The sequence below is a fragment of the Lactobacillus psittaci DSM 15354 genome, assembly GCF_000425905.1.
In the GTDB taxonomy this organism is placed as follows: Bacteria; Bacillota; Bacilli; order Lactobacillales; family Lactobacillaceae; genus Lactobacillus; species Lactobacillus psittaci.
Genome location: NZ_KE384473.1, coordinates 391,455 through 410,499, shown reverse-complemented (window position 1 = coordinate 410,499; position 19,045 = coordinate 391,455). Strand labels below are relative to the sequence as shown.

General features: G+C 38.1%; 14 protein-coding genes. 13 read left to right on the top strand and 1 reads right to left on the bottom strand.

Annotation, left to right across the window (positions count from 1 at the left end; all coding sequences use genetic code 11):
* Positions 1-32: 32 nt before the first annotated feature.
* The 7 genes from H628_RS0106040 (at position 33) to H628_RS0106010 (ending at position 11,783) form a co-directional block, all read left to right on the top strand.
* Entirely contained in the window at positions 33-779 is a 747-nt protein-coding gene (locus tag H628_RS0106040; protein ID WP_027825653.1) for a YSIRK-type signal peptide-containing protein, read from the top strand.
* Positions 721-6,891, top strand: coding sequence for an LPXTG cell wall anchor domain-containing protein (locus H628_RS07680; protein WP_155825170.1), 6,171 nt, complete (start codon positions 721-723; stop codon positions 6,889-6,891). The genes H628_RS0106040 and H628_RS07680 overlap by 59 nt, the downstream gene beginning before the upstream one ends.
* Positions 6,892-7,007: 116 nt before the next feature.
* Positions 7,008-8,174 carry a D-alanyl-D-alanine carboxypeptidase family protein gene (locus tag H628_RS0106030; RefSeq protein ID WP_027825651.1) on the top strand — a complete coding sequence of 389 codons (1,167 nt, stop codon included), beginning with the start codon at positions 7,008-7,010 and terminating at the stop codon, positions 8,172-8,174.
* A gap of 52 nt (positions 8,175-8,226) precedes the next feature.
* Positions 8,227-8,763 (top strand): citrate lyase holo-[acyl-carrier protein] synthase, encoded by a 537-nt coding sequence (citX, locus tag H628_RS0106025; RefSeq protein ID WP_027825650.1) that lies wholly within the window; start codon positions 8,227-8,229, stop codon positions 8,761-8,763.
* A 98-nt stretch (positions 8,764-8,861) separates the two neighbouring features.
* Complete coding sequence (locus H628_RS0106020) at positions 8,862-9,998, top strand: Ldh family oxidoreductase (protein WP_027825649.1); 1,137 nt, start codon at positions 8,862-8,864, stop codon at positions 9,996-9,998.
* A 23-nt stretch (positions 9,999-10,021) separates the two neighbouring features.
* Complete coding sequence (locus H628_RS0106015; protein ID WP_027825648.1) at positions 10,022-10,945, top strand: L-lactate dehydrogenase; 924 nt, start codon at positions 10,022-10,024, stop codon at positions 10,943-10,945.
* 46 nt (positions 10,946-10,991) lie between these two features.
* Positions 10,992-11,783, top strand: a complete 792-nt coding sequence (locus tag H628_RS0106010; protein ID WP_027825647.1) for an alpha/beta fold hydrolase — start codon at positions 10,992-10,994, stop codon at positions 11,781-11,783.
* Here H628_RS0106010 and H628_RS0106005 read toward each other — a convergent pair whose 3' ends face one another.
* A complete protein-coding gene (locus H628_RS0106005) occupies positions 11,784-12,737 on the bottom strand; it encodes a sugar-binding transcriptional regulator (RefSeq protein WP_027825646.1) in 954 nt (317 codons plus the stop codon).
* 191 nt (positions 12,738-12,928) lie between these two features.
* Between H628_RS0106005 and citC the strand changes: the two genes are divergently transcribed.
* The 6 genes from citC to H628_RS0105975 all read left to right on the top strand — a co-directional run bounded on the left by citC (position 12,929) and on the right by H628_RS0105975 (position 18,988).
* The gene (gene citC, locus H628_RS0106000; RefSeq protein WP_027825645.1) at positions 12,929-13,984 is read left to right on the top strand and encodes a [citrate (pro-3S)-lyase] ligase; all 1,056 of its coding nucleotides are present in this window, start codon (positions 12,929-12,931) and stop codon (positions 13,982-13,984) included.
* Complete coding sequence (gene citD / locus H628_RS0105995; RefSeq protein WP_027825644.1) at positions 13,974-14,267, top strand: citrate lyase acyl carrier protein; 294 nt, start codon at positions 13,974-13,976, stop codon at positions 14,265-14,267. The genes citC and citD overlap by 11 nt, the downstream gene beginning before the upstream one ends.
* Positions 14,268-15,182 carry a citrate (pro-3S)-lyase subunit beta gene (citE, locus tag H628_RS0105990; protein ID WP_027825643.1) on the top strand — a complete coding sequence of 305 codons (915 nt, stop codon included), beginning with the start codon at positions 14,268-14,270 and terminating at the stop codon, positions 15,180-15,182.
* The gene (gene citF / locus H628_RS0105985) at positions 15,172-16,710 is read left to right on the top strand and encodes a citrate lyase subunit alpha (RefSeq protein WP_027825642.1); all 1,539 of its coding nucleotides are present in this window, start codon (positions 15,172-15,174) and stop codon (positions 16,708-16,710) included. The genes citE and citF overlap by 11 nt, the downstream gene beginning before the upstream one ends.
* 101 nt (positions 16,711-16,811) lie before the next feature.
* Positions 16,812-17,630 carry a triphosphoribosyl-dephospho-CoA synthase CitG gene (gene citG, locus H628_RS0105980; protein ID WP_027825641.1) on the top strand — a complete coding sequence of 273 codons (819 nt, stop codon included), beginning with the start codon at positions 16,812-16,814 and terminating at the stop codon, positions 17,628-17,630.
* The gene (locus tag H628_RS0105975; protein ID WP_027825640.1) at positions 17,630-18,988 is read left to right on the top strand and encodes a threonine/serine exporter family protein; all 1,359 of its coding nucleotides are present in this window, start codon (positions 17,630-17,632) and stop codon (positions 18,986-18,988) included. The genes citG and H628_RS0105975 overlap by 1 nt, the downstream gene beginning before the upstream one ends.
* The last annotated feature ends 57 nt before the right edge of the window (positions 18,989-19,045 follow it).

Here is a 19,045-nt window from a genome sequence, read left to right as displayed (position 1 = left end):
ATGACAAAATTTTTTAATGGAGGATATCTTGGATGCTTTCAAAAAATAATAAGAAGCAATATCTGTTAAAACATACAAATGGGAAACAGCATTTTGCTTTGAGAAAAACAACAATTGGATTAGCTTCAGTGTTGCTTTCTACTACATTATATTTGGGTAGCTACAGTAATAATCCTGTTCAAGCTGCTGAAAACAATGCCAACGCTAATGACACATCAGTAGTAACTGATAAAGCAGTTGATAAGTCAGCATTGCAAACAGCTTATGACAATGCTCTTAATGTACAAAAATCAGATGTTAAATACACAAATGAAACAGATGCTGCTAAAAAGAGTGCATATGATAGTGCGATTACTGCAGCAAAGACTGTTTTAGATAATGCTTCAGCTACTGGTGAAGATGTAACTAATGCAGTAAATAATTTACAAGTTGCGTATAGCAATTTGAAAGGTGTTGAAAAAGAAACTAACACTGTTGAGCTTTCTTCATTAACCAAGACCAATGTTTCTGCTGACGCTTTAAAAACTTCTTTAGTAAGCAATTCAAATGAAGATAAGAAGACAACAGCTAATGATACAGCTAAAACAGGTTCTGGTTTGTATAGTGATGAAGATAGAGCTAAGCAACAAGCTAGTTCATTAACTGAAGCTGCAACTACTATTTCTAAGCAATTATCAACTGAATTCTTGAAGAGTCACGACGCAACTCAGGGAGATCGTTATGTGGTTGACCCTAAAAATAATGGTGTATTCCCTGGGGTCAATGGGGGGAACGGTTGAACGCTGGCACGATGTTGTTATGCAAAGTAAATATAACGATGCAGGTGCAACTAATAACATTACTGTAACTCAAGCAGATTATGATTCTACAAATAACACAATTACTTGGACTATTACATTTAATCCAAAGAATGGAATTGAGTCTAAAGCTGGCACTTTTCAAAATGCTACCTCAGTATATTCAATTTCAATTAGTAAAGACTTAAAGGTTAAGCAAATTAAATATGGCTGGAATGGCACTATGGTTGATATTACCGATAGTTACAAAGATTCTAGCTCCTCACAAAAGGCAGTTGCAGTTAACAAGAGTGATAACAATGGCACTGCTAATGAAATGACTGTAACTAATGGTTCAGATAAAGCGTATGAAAAGTTCAAATCTGATTTGGTTACTGGGCCACTTTTTAATTACATTAAAGATTCAGATATTGGTACAAACATTACTTTAGATTCTCATAATACAGGCAAAGCTTTAAACCAAAACAATTCTAAAGGTTTGCAAGTACAAGTTACTACTGAAGTAAATACTACTAACTTGGGGGCATTTACTGGGGTTGTTGCTGGTGAAAGTTTTGTAGCTCCTGATGTAGCTCAAGCAATGGGAACTAATGCATTCAAGACTCCACGTGTGTTAGGTGTTTACCGCGCAGCAAACATTACAGTTACAAACAAAGGTACTGAAGGGGTAACATCTGAAGCAATTCCAGTTAAAGTTACTTATAATGGTAGTGAAACTGTTCCTTCTGATGTAACTTCAGTTACTTATACTATTAACAAAAATGCAGCTAACCTAAAGAAGGCTGATTCTGCTAAGTATGCTAATGCCACTGATGACTCAATCCAAGTTACAACAAACGATTGGAATAAAGGATACTATGATACTGAATCAGTGAGTTATCCATATTACTATGATACAAACACATTAAAAGATGATTTGTTAAATAATAACGCTTTAAGTCTTTCAAACATTTCTGTAAATGGTAGCCCAAGCAAGTTGTACAACACAAGTACTTCAATTCAAAATGGTGCGCTTGTAATCAACATTACTGCTTGGGATCAACCTGCCACTGGTACAGAAATTACAGTTGAAAAGGGAACTACTTTAACTCCTGATTTAGTAGCACAAAAATCTATTTCAAACTATGAGCAATTAAAGGCAGAAGGTTATACTTTTAGCTTTAATAATGATGTTGATACTTCAAAAGAAGGTACAGGAAATTATGGGTTATTAATTAGATACCCAGATTATACTGAAGCTAATAATCGTAATACACTTCAAAGTATTACTGTTCATGTAACTGATTCTAGCTTAAACAATGCTAAGAAGGAAGCTAACGAAGCAATTGATAAGTTAGATAACTTGAACGATGCTCAAAAGCAAGCGGCTAAGAAGGCTGTGGATGCAGCTACATCAGAAGATGGTATCAAGACTGCCAAGAACAATGCTTCAAGTACTGACACCAACATGAAGTCATTGCGTGGTGACGACAACTTGAATTCCCCACTTAATCCAGATAGTGATGACTTCAAGGGAGTTGACGACCAAACTAAGCAAGTTTACAAGAAGGCTTTAGAAGCAGCTCAAAAGTTGACCGACAAGAATTCTGATGAGAATGACAGTGTAGGTGCTGACAAAGATGCTGCTAACGCCCAGACCATCAAGGATAACTTAGATAATGCAGCTCTTGCAATGAAGAAGGCAGCTGCAACGGCCGCAATCGATAAGATGGACAATTTGAACGATGCTCAAAAAGCCGCAGCTAAAGCTGCTGTAACTAGTGCAAGCGATGCTGATGCGGTTAAGACAGCTCTTGATAATGCAACTTCTACTAACACCAACATGGGTGATTTAAAGACTGACAAGAACTTAACTAACCCAGTTGATGAAAATGATCCTGACTTCGCTAATGCAAGCAAGGAAGCTCAAGACAAGTACAAGGAAGCCTTGGATGCAGCTAAGAAGTTAGTTGACCTAGCTAAGGGTGAATCAGTTGGCGCTGCTCAAGATGCACAACATGTTAAGGAGATCCAAACAGCATTAGCTCAAGCTCTTGCTAACTTGAAAACTAATGCCGCTGACAAGTTACAAGCCGCTAAGGATGCTGCTAAGGAAGCCATCAACAATATGGGCAACCTTAACGACGCCCAAAAGAAGACAGCTTTAGATGCTGTTGATGCTGCACAGACAGTTGACGCTGTTAATGGTGTTCAAACCAACGTTTCAAGCACTGACAAGAATATGGGTGACCTTGCTGAAGATGAAAACTACAAGAACGCAGACACCATCAAACAAGGCACCAACTACCAAAACGCAGATCAAAAGCTCAAGGACGCTTACGACGAAGCCATTCAAGAAGTTAAGGATCTTTTGGGTAAAACTACTGGAAGCTCAACAGGGAATGTAGTAACCGATCCAGCTGCTGTAAAGGCTGCTAAGAAGAAGCTTGATGATGCCCTTGCTGCATTGAACGGTGACGATGCCCTTCAAGCCGCCAAGAATGCTGCTAAGGAAGCCATCAACAATATGGGCAATCTTAACGACGCCCAAAAGAAAACAGCTTTAGATGCTGTTGATGCTGCAAAGACCACCACAGCCGTATCAACTGCTCAAAGCAATGCTGGTAAGACCAACACTAATATGGGTAACCTTGAAAATGATGATAACTACAAGAATGCAGATACCATCAAACAAGGAACCAACTACCAAAATGCAGATCAAAAGCTCAAGGACGCTTACGACAAAGCCATTCAAGAAGCTAAGGATCTTTTGGGTAAAACTACTGGAAGCTCAACAGGGAATGTAACTACTGATCCAGCTGCAGTAGAAGCTGCTAAGAAGAAGGTAGATGATGCTCTTGCTGCATTGAACGGTGACGATGCGCTCCAAGCCGCCAAGAATACTGCTAAGGCTGCAATTGAACAGATGGGCAACTTGAATGACGCCCAAAAGAAAACAGCTTTAGATGCTGTTGATGCTGCAAAGACCACCACAGCCGTATCAACTGCTCAAAGCAATGCTGGTAACACTAACACTAATATGGGTAACCTTGAAAATGATGAAAACTACAAGAACGCAGACACGATCAAACAAGGCACCAACTACCAAAACGCAGATCAAAAGCTCAAAGATGCTTACGACAAGGCACTTCAAGAAGCGCAAGCTCTTTTGGACAAGGCAAAAGGCTCATCAACAGGTGATGCTTCAACTGATCCAGCTGCTGTAGATGCTGCTAAGCAAAAGCTCGACGCTGCAGTAACTGCCTTAAATGGGGATGCTAACTTGCAGGCTGCTAAAGACGCCGCTAAGAAAGCTATCGAAGGCATGGATAACTTGAACAACGCCCAAAAGCAGACTGCTTTGGATGCTGTTGACGCTGCTGAAACTACTGGTGCAGTAACAGCTGCCCAAACTAATACAGATAACACTAACACCAATATGGGTGATCTTGAAAAAGATGATAATTACAAAAATGCTGACACGATCAAACAAGGCACTAACTATCAAAACGCGGATGAAGGCTTAAAGAAGGCCTACGATGACGCTGTTAAGGACGTTGCTACCCTGCTTGGTAAGGAAACTGGTTCATCAACTGGCGATGTTTCAACTGATCCAGCTGCTGTTAAGGCTGCTAAGCAAAAACTTGATGATGCACTTGCTGCTTTAAACGGAAATGATGCTTTGCAAAAGGCTAAGAATGCAGCTAAAGATAATATCAACAAGATGGCTAACTTAAACAATGCTCAGAAGAAGACCGCTTTAGATGCTGTTGACGCTGCTGAAACCACTGCTGCTGTGACAACCGCTCAAACTAATGCAAAGCAAACCAACACTAACATGGGTGATCTTGCCAGCGATGAAAACTACAAGAATGCAGAAACCATCAAGCAAGGCACTAACTACCAAAATGCGGATGAAGGCTTAAAGAAGGCCTACGATGACGCTGTTAAGGAAGCAGCTACCTTGATTAACAAGGAAACTGGTGCTTCAACTGGCAACACATCAACTGACCCAGCTGCCGTAGAATCTGTTAAGCAAAAGCTTGACGCAGCTTTGGCTGCCTTAAATGGTGATGATATTTTGCAGAAGGCTAAGAATGCAGCTAAAGATGCTATCAACAAGATGGGCAACTTGAACAACGCTCAAAAGAAGACCGCTTTGGATACTGTTGACGCTGCCTTAACCCCAGCTGCGGTAACCACTGCTCAAACCAATGCAAAGCAAACCGACACAAACATGGAGGATCTTGCTAACGATGATAACTACAAGAACGCAGATACTATCAAACAAGGTACTAACTACCAAAATGCAGATGAAGGTTTAAAGAAGGCCTTCGATGACGCTGTTAAGGAAGTTACTACTCTGCTTGGCAAGGAAACTGGTGCTTCAACTGGCAACACATCAACTGACCCAGCTGCCGTAGAAGCTGCTAAGCAAAAGCTTGACACTGCACTTGATGCTTTAAACGGTAATGATAACTTGCAAAATGCCAAGAATGCAGCCAAGCAAGCAATCGATGACTTGAAGAACTTGAACAAAGCTCAAAAGGAAGCTGCAATTGCTAAGGTAAATGCCGCAACTACTAAGGATGCAATTCAACCAATCGTTGATACAGCAACCGCATTAGACAGCAAGATGGGTGATTTGAAGAAGGTTATCGAAGCAGCTAACGCCAAGAAGCAAACTACTGCTTACACTCAAGCTGGCGACACTAAGGAGTTTGATACTGCATTAACAAACGCAACTACATTAGATTCCGACAAGGGAGACAATGAAGATGCCAACGCAGTACAGACTAAGATCGACGCATTAACTAACGCTAAGTTAGATGGTGAAAATCAATTAGCTAATGCCAAGAACGATGCAATTGAAAAAATCAATGCATTGAAGAACTTGAACAAGGCTCAAAAACAAGCAGCAATCGAAGCAGTAAACAGCGCAACAACTAAGGATGCAATTCAACCAATCGTTGATACTGCAACCGCATTAGATGGTAAGATGAGTGACTTGAAGAAGGCTATTGCAGATGCTAATGCTAAAAAGGCAACCACTGCTTACACCCAAGCGAGTGACACTAAGAACTTCGATGATGCCTTAGACAACGCGAACACCTTGAACTCAGACAAGGGTGACAATGAAGATGCCAATGCAGTTCAAGCTAAGATCGATGCTTTGAACAATGTTAAGCTAGATGGTGAAAAAGTTGCACTACAAAAGGCTATTGCTGAAGCAAATGCCAAGATTGATGGTACTAAGCCTGATTCTACTTACTACAATGCAGATTCAGCCTTGCAACAAGCCTACCAAGATGCTGTAACTAAAGCTCAAAGACTTCTTGAACAACGTGATTCAACTGATGAAGATTACAAGGCTGCTAGAGAAGCGATTGATGCAGCTCAAAAAGCTTTGAACGGTCAAGCTACTGATAAGGCACAATTGCAAAAGGCTTATGATCAAGTAGATTCAACTAAGAAATCAGATTCTTACATCTACGAATCTTCTGCTAACCGTGAAGCATATGATAAGGCAGCAGAAAACGCAAAGGCAGTTTTAGCTGATCCAAATGCAACTCAAGCTCAAGTTGATGAAGCTCTTGCCAAACTTAATGATGCTATGAAGAATCTTCACGGAGTAGCTCCAGCTCCAATTGTTGTTAACAAGGATACTCTAAAAGCTGAAGTTAAGAAGCAAGATCAAGTTCATGCTTCAACTGCTTACACTAATGCAAGTGAAGCCGGTAAGAAGGCATATGATGAAGCATTAGCACAAGCCGAAAAGGTTTTAGCTGATTCAAATGCAACTCAAGCTCAAATTGATGAAGCTTTGGCTAACCTTAAGGCAGCAACTGCTAAGCTTGATGGTAAGGATTCAGCTCCAACTTCAACTACTAAGAATAGCAATTCTTCAGAAAAGACTACTCAACCAATCAAGACTTCAACTAAATCAACTGAAGTTAACCCAAGTAAGAAGCCAGCTCATAAGAAGTTAGGTACAAACGCAGACCGTTTACCACAAACTGGTTCTCATCAATCAGAAGCTAGCGTAATCGGATTAGGTATTGCCGCATTAGCTTTGGCTGTACTTGGATTCAAGAAGAGAAAAGATGAAGAATAATTAGTTGGTAATTTTTAAAAGTAAGGTATACTTCGGTATACCTTATTTTTTTAGGATTTTTTTTAATAATATAGTAAAATTAGATTGTAAATTTTGCTTTAGAAAGTGGATGGGGAATGAAAAGAAAAAGTTTGAGAAAATTATGGGCGAGTATCATAGTCGCTACAAGTTTTATTTTTCCTTTTAGTTCACTAAGTCAAACTATCCAAGCTGCGCCTGCTGTTCAAGCCAAGGCAGCCTTTATGATGGATGCCAAGAGCGGGCAGATTCTTTATCAACATAATGCTACCAAGAAATACGCTGTTGCTTCTTTGATTAAGATTTTGACTTTAGCCGTTATTATGGAAGATATTCATAAAGGTAAATTGCAATGGGATGAGGAAATTCAAATTAATAAAGATGTTGCCAAGGTAGCTGATGATTGGCATTTCTCCAATGTTCCATTGCTTTACAATCATCGCTATACTGTTAAGTCTTTGATTGAATCAATGATGATTGTTTCTGCAGATGGTAGTACTGAGGCTTTAGCCTTAGCTGATGCCGGAACAGTTGGTAACTTTAATTACAAGATGAAGCAGGTTGCCAAGAGAGCTGGCGTTAAAAATCCCGAAATTTACAATATGATAGGTCTTTCTAATGGCGAGCTCGGTAATTTGAAACTACATAATGTTAATAAGGACCAAGAAAATCAGCTTTCTGCGAAAGATATGGCTTTAATTGCTAAATACTTAATTGATAAATATCCTGAAGTTTTAAATATTACTAAGACTAAGTATGCCGATTTTCAAATCAGTAAGGGCAATACTAAGAAGATGGAAAACATTATTTACATGCTTGATGGTATGGGATATGGACCCAAAAAAGGGAAAATGGATGGCCTAAAGACTGGTAAAACTGATGCAGCAGGATATTGCTATGTCGGAACTGGTACCTTTTTCAATCGTCGAGTCATTACAGTAGTCTTAGATGTTCCAGGCAAGTACAGTAATCAATTTATTCAGACTAATAATATGATTGATACGGTTTTGGAAAAGTATGATCTGGTTAAACTTAACCAGAAAAACTTACCAAAGAAATATCAAACTATTAAAGTTAAACATAAGAGAATTAATGTAAAGTTGGCTGATGATGCTTTGTGGCTTCCAAAAGGTCAAAAGCTTGAAAATGCAAAAGTAAATTTACAAGTAAAAAAGCATCCCAAAAACAAAAAAGGCAGTGTTATCGCTAGTTTGTCATACAGATTAGCCAATAATACCTTTAAAGTAAATTTAATTCGTAAGTAAAAGGATTCATCGAATCCTTTTTTATTATCATTTTAAGAAAGTTGGAAATAAAATGAATATTTTTGAATCAGGTCAAGTAGTTAATATTCCGGAAGTTTTAGCTAATAAAGATGAACGGGTAGCCTTACAAAATCAGCTTGCTTTAGCTAATAAAAATTGGTCGGTAATCGGAGCTAAACTAAATATCCCGGGGCCTGTAAAAAATAATGAACTGATTAGACGCTTTTTTATAGAGCAAATAAGGGAATTTACCTCAAATGCAGATTTCGAACTTGAATTAAAAGCTGATTGGTCTGATAAAGTAACTGGACCTGAATTCTTTTACCTAGCTAAGGCCAAACCCAGTGAAGTAAAAAAGTCTTGTGTAGCATTTGAAGAATCAACAAAGGCAAGAAGATTATTTGATTTAGATGTTCACTATTTTGATAATGGTGAGATTAAAGACTTAAGCAGACGTCAGTTAAAATTACCTGGCAGAACTTGTTTAATTTGCGGTAATAATGCCAAGGTTTGCGCAAGAGCTCGTACACATACAGTTGATGAATTGCAAAGCAAAGTTTGTACTTTAATCTGTGATGAATTATTTTAAATATTTTAAAAATAGTGCAATTATTTGAAAAAGTTAAAAGCAAGTGTTAATATTTAGCATGTGAGATAATTGTAGTAGAAAAAGAAAGAGGCTTTTATATGGCTGAAGGAAAGAAAGTAAGATTTTCCTACGAAAAATTAAACATGCTTTGTATGGATGCTTTCCAAAAGTTTGGTTTTAATGAAAAGAAAGCACGCATTATTACTGATGTATTATTAACTGCAGATTTATACGGCATTCAAAGTCATGGAATGCAAAGAATGGTTCGTTACTATAAGGGTATTCAAAAGGGTACTATGAAAGTAGATGCAGAACCGGAAGTAGTCTTTGAAACCCCAATTTCAGCTGTTGTTGATGGTCACAATGGTATGGGACAACTCAATGGTCACTTTGCCATGGATTTAGCTATCAAGAAGGCCAAAGAAGTCGGTGTCGGAATTGTTACTGTTCGCAATTCTAACCACTACGGCATTGCTGGTTATTATGCAAAAATGGCCGCTAAAGAAAATATGCTTGGCTTTTCATGTACTAATAGTGAAGCAATTATGGTTCCAACTTATGCTTCAAAGGCAATGATTGGTTCAAATCCTCAAGCTTGGTGCGTTCCAGCTGATCCATATGACTTTTTATTTGATGCATCAACAACTGTTGTTACTCGTGGTAAGCTTGAAATGTACAACAAGCTCGGCAAGAAGTTACCTAATGGCTGGGCTTTAGATAAAGATGGTCAACCTACCAATAATGCTGGCGAAGTTTTATCAAATATTGTTGGTCACGTTGGCGGTGGTATAATGCCACTGGGTGGCAATACTGAAGAACTTGGCTCACACAAGGGCTATGGTAATGGGATGGTTGCTGAAATCTTTTCATCAATTTTGTCTCAAGGCTTAACTAGTGACTTAGTTATGAAAGATGGTAAGGCTGGTACATGTCACGGCTTTATGGCAATTAACTTAGCAAGTTTCGGTGATCCAGAAGCAATTAAGAAACACTTCTCAGAATACTTACAAGCTTTGCGTGATGCACCAAAGGCTGCTGGTCAAGACCGGATTTACACTCATGGTGAAAAGGAAATGGCTGCAATTAAAGACCGTAAGGAAAATGGTATTCCAGTTATTGATAAGACCATGACTGAAGTTTATGACTTATGCCAGTACCTTGATTTGGACTTCACTAAGTACTTTGGTGACTATGTTCCACCTAAGGCAGACAATATGTTTACCGGGAACTATTAATAAAGAAAATAAGGAGTTTTATAATGAGTAAAGTTTTATTAGTCGGTGACGGTGCAGTTGGTTCAACTTTTGCTAACGATTTATTGCAAAACACTAACTTAAATGAATTGGTAATTTGTGACGTTGTTAAGAATCGTCCATTAGGTGATTCAATGGACTTAGAAGACATTACACCATTTACTGGTAGCGTTAATGTTCACGCTGGTGAATACAGCGATGCTAAAGATGCTGATGTTGTTGTAATTACTGCTGGTATTCCTCGTAAGCCAGGTGAAACTAGATTAGACCTTGTTAACAAGAACGTTAAGATTTTAAAGAGTATTGTTAAGCCAGTGGTTGATTCCGGCTTCAATGGTATTTTTGTAGTTAGTGCTAACCCAGTTGATATTTTGACTACTTTAACCCAAAAGTTGTCTGGTTTCCCTAAGAACAAGGTTATCGGTACTGGTACTTCACTTGACTCAGCTCGTTTACGTGTTGAATTAGCTAAGAAGCTTAATGTTAAGGTTGAAGATGTTAATGCTTATGTTTTAGGTGAACATGGTGATACTTCATTTGAAAACTTCGATGAAGCAACTGTTGCTGGTAAGGCTTTAACTTCATATTCAGAAATGACACCAGAAGTTTTGACTGCAATTGAAAGTGACGTTCGTAAAAAGGGTGGCGAAATCATTGCTAAGAAGGGCGCTACTTTCTACGGTGTTGCCATGATGCTTGCTCAAATCGTGAAGGCAGTTTTGGAAAATAAGGAAATTTGTCTTCCACTTTCAGCTCCAATTACTGGTCAATATGGCATTAAGCACGATCTTTATCTTGGTACACCAACTGTAATCAATGCCAATGGTATCAGTCATGTGATTGAAGCTGATTTATCTGATAAAGAATTAAGCAAGATGCAAAATTCAGCAGACAAGATGCAAGAAGTATTAGCTGGTGTAGCTGAATAAATGATAGAATGACTAGTAAAGCTAGTCATTTTTTTGTGAGGTAATTATGGAATTTAAAACAAGTGATCATGTAACTTTGCACTATACAGATACCCAAACTGATTTACCAGCTTTAGTTTGTTTACCAGGAATTGGAGCAAGTGGACAACTATTTAAAAGAATGGTTGAACTATTGCTAGATAAGTATCGGGTATTAGTGCTTGATCCTAGAAATCAGGGTTTAAGTCAGCGGACTTACAGGGGACAAAGAATGAGTCGGCATGCCCTTGATTTAGAGGAATTTTTAGCTAGTCTTAACTTAAATAATGTAATTGCAGTTGGTAATTCAATGGGGGCAAGCACCTTATTTGCCTATGCGTCTTTATTTGGTAAGGGAAGACTAGCAGCCATGGTTGATTTAGACCAACCACCAAAGATGATTAATGATGACAGCTGGAACTTTGGCTATCAAGACTTAACTTGGGATAATTTTCCAATTTCTTTGAAATACCATGATACAGTTCATGCTAACTATGTTAGAGTTAATCCAGAAATTGCTACCCCGGTTAAGCTCGAGCGGCAAGAACATCCCTATGATGAAGAAGCTAATTACAACTTCTTGTGCGACCATGCCTTCCAAGATTGGCGCGATGTGGTGATGGATTTGACGATTCCGTTACTTGTCTTGGCAGGTGAGAAGTCACCATACTTTAATTGCGAATTTGCCCAGGCCATGACCTATATTAATGATAAGATTGAAAGTCATGTTATTAGCGAATGCGGTCATATTTTGCAAGCTGAAAGACCTGAAGAGACAACAAAAGCCATCCTCTCATTTCTTAAGAAGAATGGCTTGTAATTAGCTGAATTTTTCAGCTTCTTGTAAAAGTTTATTGGCAATTGCCTCATTAATAACTAAATGAGTAATCAAATGAGTTCGAAGCGCACCCAAAAGTGAGTGTGTTTTGAACTTATTTTTTACAATGGCAAAACGAATCGGAGTATTTAACAAATCTTCACGCTTAATGCCAGAAAATTTCTTTTCAACATCTTCAAAAATGTGGCCGTTAATGTCATATGCCCGGCCAAAGACCATTCCAGCAACTTGGTTTTGGTCAACACCAGCAAAGATTTGATTTTGTAGTTTACCCCAAACTCGATTAGACTCCATACTTGCTAACGTACCAACACCAGTGAAAATCAAATCTAGGTGTTGGTATTTTTTATATAATTCTTCAATTGCTGGCTCTTTTTCCATTAAATCGTGAGCTGATTGATTAAGGATATAGAGTGGAATTGGTAAAACATATGACTTGGCGTCAAACTTTTCAGCCGCTCTTTGAATCAATGAGTAGTTCGCGTGAGGTGTATCTGTTCTTAAACTCATACCAGCTAATTGCACAAATGATAAATCAGGACGTTTAATTTCATCAAAGTGGACAATCGTATCAAGGACGGTTGTTCCCCAGGTTAATCCAATTTCTTTAGCGCCTTTTGAATAGTTCTGAATCTGATGAGCCGCAAAGTCAACTATCTGTTCATTATCATGACTAGTAGTATCTTCGTTTTTTAAAACAAAAGCTTCTTTTAAATCAAATAAGCTTCTAAGTTTAGTCTCAAGCTGATTATTACGTTTAACACTAGACTTAATACTGATATGGACAACACCACTAGCTTCAGCTTCTTCAAGGGCTTTAGCAATTAAGTAACGTGAAAGGTTATACTTTTGTGAGATTTGCGTAATTGGCAATTTACTTAAGTAATAATCACGTGCAATATCAGCAAGTTGGGAATTATCGTAACTTTCAACCATAAAAATCATCTCTCTTTACTATTAAATCTATTATACGCTTAGTTATTAATTTTTCCCTATTGGTCTTTTTAATTGTAGCAGATATTTTTAATTTTTAAAATTATGCGGATTAATTTGAAATATTTAAAAGAAAGAATTATACTTACATTGTAACTTAGTTAATTGTTACACAAAGAAAGGAGGCAGCATTTTTGGATAAAGTTGTTGATCTCTATCTAAGTGATCCTGCAACCAAAAAACGCTGGATTAACTTCTTAGAGAAGTTAGATTTGCATAATTTCTCTGAAAGAGAAGTTGACGTCATTGATCATACTTTAGGCTTGATTGATGAAGAAGGTAATTTAGTTGGGACAGGCAGTGTTGCTGGTAACGTCTTAAAGTATATTGCAGTCTGCAATAAAGACAGTGAACCAGGACAACGCTTCAATAAGATTGTCACTGCATTAAGTCAATATCTATTTACTCAGCAAATTTTCCATATGTTTGTTTTTACCAAGGTAAAATATGCTGATAGTTTTAAGCATTTAGGTTTTAACGAATTAGCTAGAACCGATGAAGCTGCTTTTTTAGAAAATGGAAGTCCTGATGTTAATGACTATCTGAATGGTTTACCTAAGATTGAAAATCAATCAGAGAAAAGGGTAGCTGGAATTGTCATGAATGCAAATCCATTTACCTTTGGCCACCGCTACTTAGTCCAAAAGGCTAGCCAAGAAAATGACTTGGTTTATGTCTTCGTGGTAGCAACGGACATGTCATTGTTTAATTCAAAAGAGCGCTTTGAACTAGTTAAAAAGGGCTGTGCTGAATTTGAGAATGTCTACGTTGTTAGCGGTGACAGCTATATGGTATCGGCTGCAACTTTTCCTGCCTACTTTTTAAAGAGTGCTGATACTTTAATTGAAAATCAAACTACAATTGATGCAAGAGTCTTTAAAAATGTAATTGCACCAGGACTTTCAATTAAACATCGTTACGTTGGAACTGAACCTTTTTCTCATGCAACAAGCATCTATAATGATAGTTTAAAGCGTGAACTTGAACCAGAAATTAACTTACATTTAATTCCGCGGCTTCAAAAAGGGAATACAACAGTTACAGCTACGAAGGTTCGACAATTAATTAAGACAGACGACCTTGCCGCTATCGAAGACTTGGTTCCGGCATCCACAGCGGAATTTATCAAAGCAAATAAAGAAGAATTACAAAAACGTATCCGGGAAGGAATGAAGATAGATGGAAATTAAGACAACAGCAGTAGCTGGTACTTTAGAATCATCTGACATTCAAATCATGATTATGAATGGTAGTAATGGAATTGAAATTACTCTTGAATCAGATGTTGCAAAAGCATATGGTGATCAAATTAGAAGTGTGATTACAGATACCTTGAAATCATTTGGCTTAACTAATGCCAAGGTTAAAGCCGTTGATAAAGGTGCCCTTGATTGTGTAATTAAGGCTCGTACTTTAGCAGCTGCTCAAAGAGCAACCAAAACCACTGATAAACCTGCATTGGAGGTGCTATAAATGACTTATATCAAGAATCGTTTACGCCGGACGATGATGTTCGTTCCAGGTAACAACCCAGCCATGATTAAAGATGCCGGCATTTATGGTGCGGACTCAATTATGCTTGACTTAGAAGACTCTGTTTCTTTAACTGAAAAAGACGCTGCTCGTTTACTTGTTTATGAAGCAATTAAGACTGTTGACTTCGGCGGAAGTGAAGTTGTTGTTAGAATTAACGGCCAAGATACTCCATTTTATGAAGAAGACGTTAAGGCTATGGTAAAAGCGGGCGTTGACGTAATTCGTTTACCTAAGACTGAATCAGCAGACATGATTAAGAAGTTAATTGCTGATATGGAAAAGGCAGAAGAAGAATACGGCATTGAAAAAGGTTCAATTGGTGTTATGGCCGCTATTGAAAGTGCTCAAGGTGTTTTAAATGCACCAAGCATTGCAACTTCAACCGATTTAATGATGGGGATGGCCTTATCTGGTGAAGATTATACTTCAGATATGCATACTCACCGTTACCCAGATGGCCGTGAAATGGAATTTGCTCGTAACATGGTTTTACACTCATGCCGTGCTGCTGGAATCTACGCCTTTGACTCAGTCTTCTCAAATATGAAAGATACTGAAGGCTTTTACCGTGAAACTAACTACATTCACCAACTTGGTTTTGATGGAAAGAGTTTGGTTAACCCTAGACAAATTCCAATGGTTAACAAGGTCTTTAACCCAACTAAGGAAGAAATTGAAAATGCCAAGAATGTTCAAAATGCTATTCGTGAAGCCCGTGCTAAAGGTAGCGGTGTTATTTCAATGAACGGTAAGATGGTTGATAAGCCAATCGTAGACAAGGCAAACAGAGTATTAGAAACTGCCAAAGCTTCTAACTTAATTGATGAGGAGGGCAACTACATTGGAGAATAGTATTAAACGCGAAATGCCAGCAGATGTATTAGAAAAATTAAACTTAAAACCTTTTGAATCAGTTGAAATTGGTCATCCTGATGTCCAAAGAGTTGCACCTAAGGTTCACGTAACTGCTGGTGAAAACAAAGTTGTTGACTCAATTGAAGATGTTGTTAAAGCTACTTTGAAAGATGGAATGACTATTTCTTTCCACCACCACTTCAGAAATGGTGATTACGCCTTTAACAAGGTTATGGACGTGATTATCAAGTTAGGTTACAAAGACTTAACTTTAGCTCCATCATCATTAACTGGTGTTATGAATGACAAGGTAATTGAAGCTATTAAAAAAGGTGTTATTACTAACATTACTTCATCAGGGATGCGTGGTTCACTTGGTGACTTTGTTTCTCACGGTGGTTTGAAGAATCCGGTTATCTTCCGTTCACACGGTAACCGTGCTCGTTCAATTGAAGACGGTGAAATTAAGATTGACGTTGCCTTTTTAGGTGTACCAGTTTCTGACCCTGCAGGTAATGCCAATGGTCAAGATGGTAAGGCAGTCTTTGGTTCACTTGGTTATGCCTTAATGGATGCTCAATATGCTGACAAGGTGGTTTTGTTAACTGATAATGTTGTCCCATATCCAAACACCCCAGCATCAATTAAGCAAACTCAAGTTGACTACGTTGTCAAAGTTGATGAAATTGGTGACCCAGACAAGATTGGTTCAGGTGCTACTCGCTTCACTAAAGACCCTAAGGAATTAATGATTGCTCAAATGGTTAATGATGTAATTGTTAACTCACCATACTTTAAGCAAGGTTTTTCATTCCAAACTGGTTCAGGTGGTGCCGCTCTTGCCGTAACTAGATACTTACGTGAATCAATGCTTGATAAGGGCATTACTGCAGCATTTGCCTTAGGTGGTATTACTAAGCCTACTTGTGACTTGCTTGAAGAAGGTTTAGTCAAGAAAGTCATGGATGTGCAAGACTTTGACAAGGGTGCTGCAGCTTCAATGGCTAAAAACCGCGATCAACAAGAAATTGATGCTTCATGGTATGCTGATCCTCACAACAAGGGTGCTGTTGTAAACAACTTAGATGTTGCTATTTTGTCAGCTCTTCAAATCGACACTAACTTCCATGTTAATGTTATGACTGGTTCAGATGGTGTTATCCGTGGTGCCATTGGTGGTCACCAAGATGCTGCTAACGCTAAAATGACAATTATTACAGCTCCATTAGTTAGAGGTAGAAATGCAACAGTTGTTAAGAATGTTGAAACTGTTGTAACACCTGGTGACTCAATTGATGTTGTTGTAACTGAAAGAGGGGTTGCCGTTAACCCTAAGCGTCAAGACTTAATTGACTGCTTCAAGAAGGTACCAAGCATTCACTTAGTAACTATGGATGAATTACAAAAACTTGCTGAAAAACAAGTTGGTGCTCCTAAGAAACTTGAATATACTGATAGAACTGTTGCAGTTGTTGAATATCGTGATGGTACTGTGATTGACACCATTAAAGAAGTTAAAGATTAATTTAAACACTAAGTAGGCCAGATGGCCTACTTTTTTTATTGCAAATAAAATTCAAATATTATGGTAAAATAAGTAAGTTATTGAAAAGAGGGAGACAGTAAGTGAACCAAAAGCTCGCCAAAAAAGCAGTACAAGCCTTACTCTATGAAGTCGTGACCTTACCCAAGCCAGGGTTAGTTGATCCCGCAAGCCATGGTGCTCATCCAGATATGGATATTTATACTTTTATTGATAGTAGTTTGAGTCTAGAAGCTTATTTTATTCAAGCTGAAGATTTGGGAGATAACTTCACTGGTAAACCAAAAGTTATGTTTGAGCAGTTAAGAAAAATGGGAATTCAGGCTGAAAAAGCTATGTATACCGCAACTAAAAAGATTAATACCCATAAAGGGGCGATTTTTTCTCTAGGGATTTTTGTTTGTGCAAGTGCCTACGCTGATAAACATCAAGCAGATGTCTTTGATGTTATAAAAGAAATGACCAAGGGCATAGTTGAACATGACCTAGGGCAAATAAAAACTGCCAAAACTGCCGGCGAAATTGAATATCAAAAATATGGGAAAACTGGAATTCGCGGCGAAGCTGAAGCTGGTTATCCAGTTATTAGAAATGTGGCCTTACCATTTTTTAAGCAAACAAGTGGTAGTTTGAGGGGACGTCTACTTGATACTCTCATGAAAATTGCAAGTGTAGCTGAAGACTCTAACTTTATTAAGCGTGCTGGAAGTTTCGATAAGCTGCTGGACTTAAAAAAGTGGAGTCAAAAATTCTTGGAGCTGGGCGGAGCAAATAATGCAGAGGCAATGGCTTACTTGACCGAACTTGATGACTTGTTTACCCAAAAGAATTACAGCCTTGGAGGTTGTGCTGATTTACTGATTGTTACAATCTTTCTCGCCTTAAAAGAGGAGTTAATTTAATGGAAAAAGCAGATAAAGATTTATTGATAAATCATCATCTTTCAAATTCACATCACATGAAAATTCAGTGGGAAGAGTTTTTCAAAAGTAAAGATGAAACCCCGGCTAAAAAAGCTACATTAGTCGAAAAAGCTAGCATTGTTGGTAGAGTTGGATTAATGATTTTGAGTTGCGGAACTGGATCATGGCGTGTACGTGACTCAATGAATACGATTGCCAGAGTTTTAGGAATTACTTGTTCAGCAGATATTGGCTTATTAACAATTGATTATACTTGTTTTGACGTAAATAATAAGTCATATAGTCAAACCTTAACTCTGCCAGCAACTGGGGTTAATATGACCAAATTAAATGAATTAGAACGTTTTGTTCGTCAGTTTGATGCAGGTAATGGTAACTGGAATATTGGCCAAATTCACCGACGTTTAGGTGAAATTGAACACCTCAAGAGTCGCTATTCACCTTTCTACGCAGGCCTTGCTGCAGCAATTGCCTGTGCCGGCTTTATTTTCTTACTTGGTGGCGGAATTCCCGAAATTATTTGTGCCTTTTTTGGAGCTGGACTTGGTAACTATACTCGAATGAAAATGGGCGAAAAGAGTATAACTATGGTCGCTAAAATTGCCACAGCTGTATTTGTTGCCTGTGTGACTTACTTTATCTCATTTCACTTGATGCAAATGATTTTTAATATTAAATCTAGTCATATCTTTGGTTATATTGGTTCGATGCTCTTTGTCATTCCTGGTTTTCCATTTATTACAGCTGGACTTGACCTTTCAAAACTTGATATGAGATCAGGCCTTGAACGTATGGCTTATGCCATCTTAATCATTACTGTAGCAACCACTGTAGGCTGGGCAACGGCCTTATTAATTGGCATTCATCCGGGTAACATGGTGAAATTAGGGCTTTCACCAATATGCCTAACTGCCTTTCGACTACTTGCAAGTTTTTGCGGAGTCTTTGGCTTTAGTTTAATGTTTAATTCAAAAGTTAACTATGCAGCTTTAACTGCAATTATTGGAGCAATTTCTAACACTTTGCGTTTAAGTTTGGTTGACTTCGTTCACATGCCCCCAGCTCTAGCCGCCTTTATTGGAGTCTTGCTATCAGGGTTAGTGGCTTCATTTATTCGAGAAAAAGTTGGTTATCCGAGAATTGCTATTACAGTGCCATCGGTTGTGATTATGGTTCCAGGTTTATACATGTACCGGGCAGTATTCAATTTAGGGTTAACGCGGATTAGCTTAGGAGCTTATTGGGCAACAGAAGCAATTATGATTGTTATTGCTTTGCCACTTGGCTTAATTGCTGCCAGAATCTTAACTGATGAGAAATGGCGCCACGCCTCATAAATTTCAGATACAAAAAGAGCTATCGTTAATGATAGCTCTTTTTTTCTTATAGTTAGG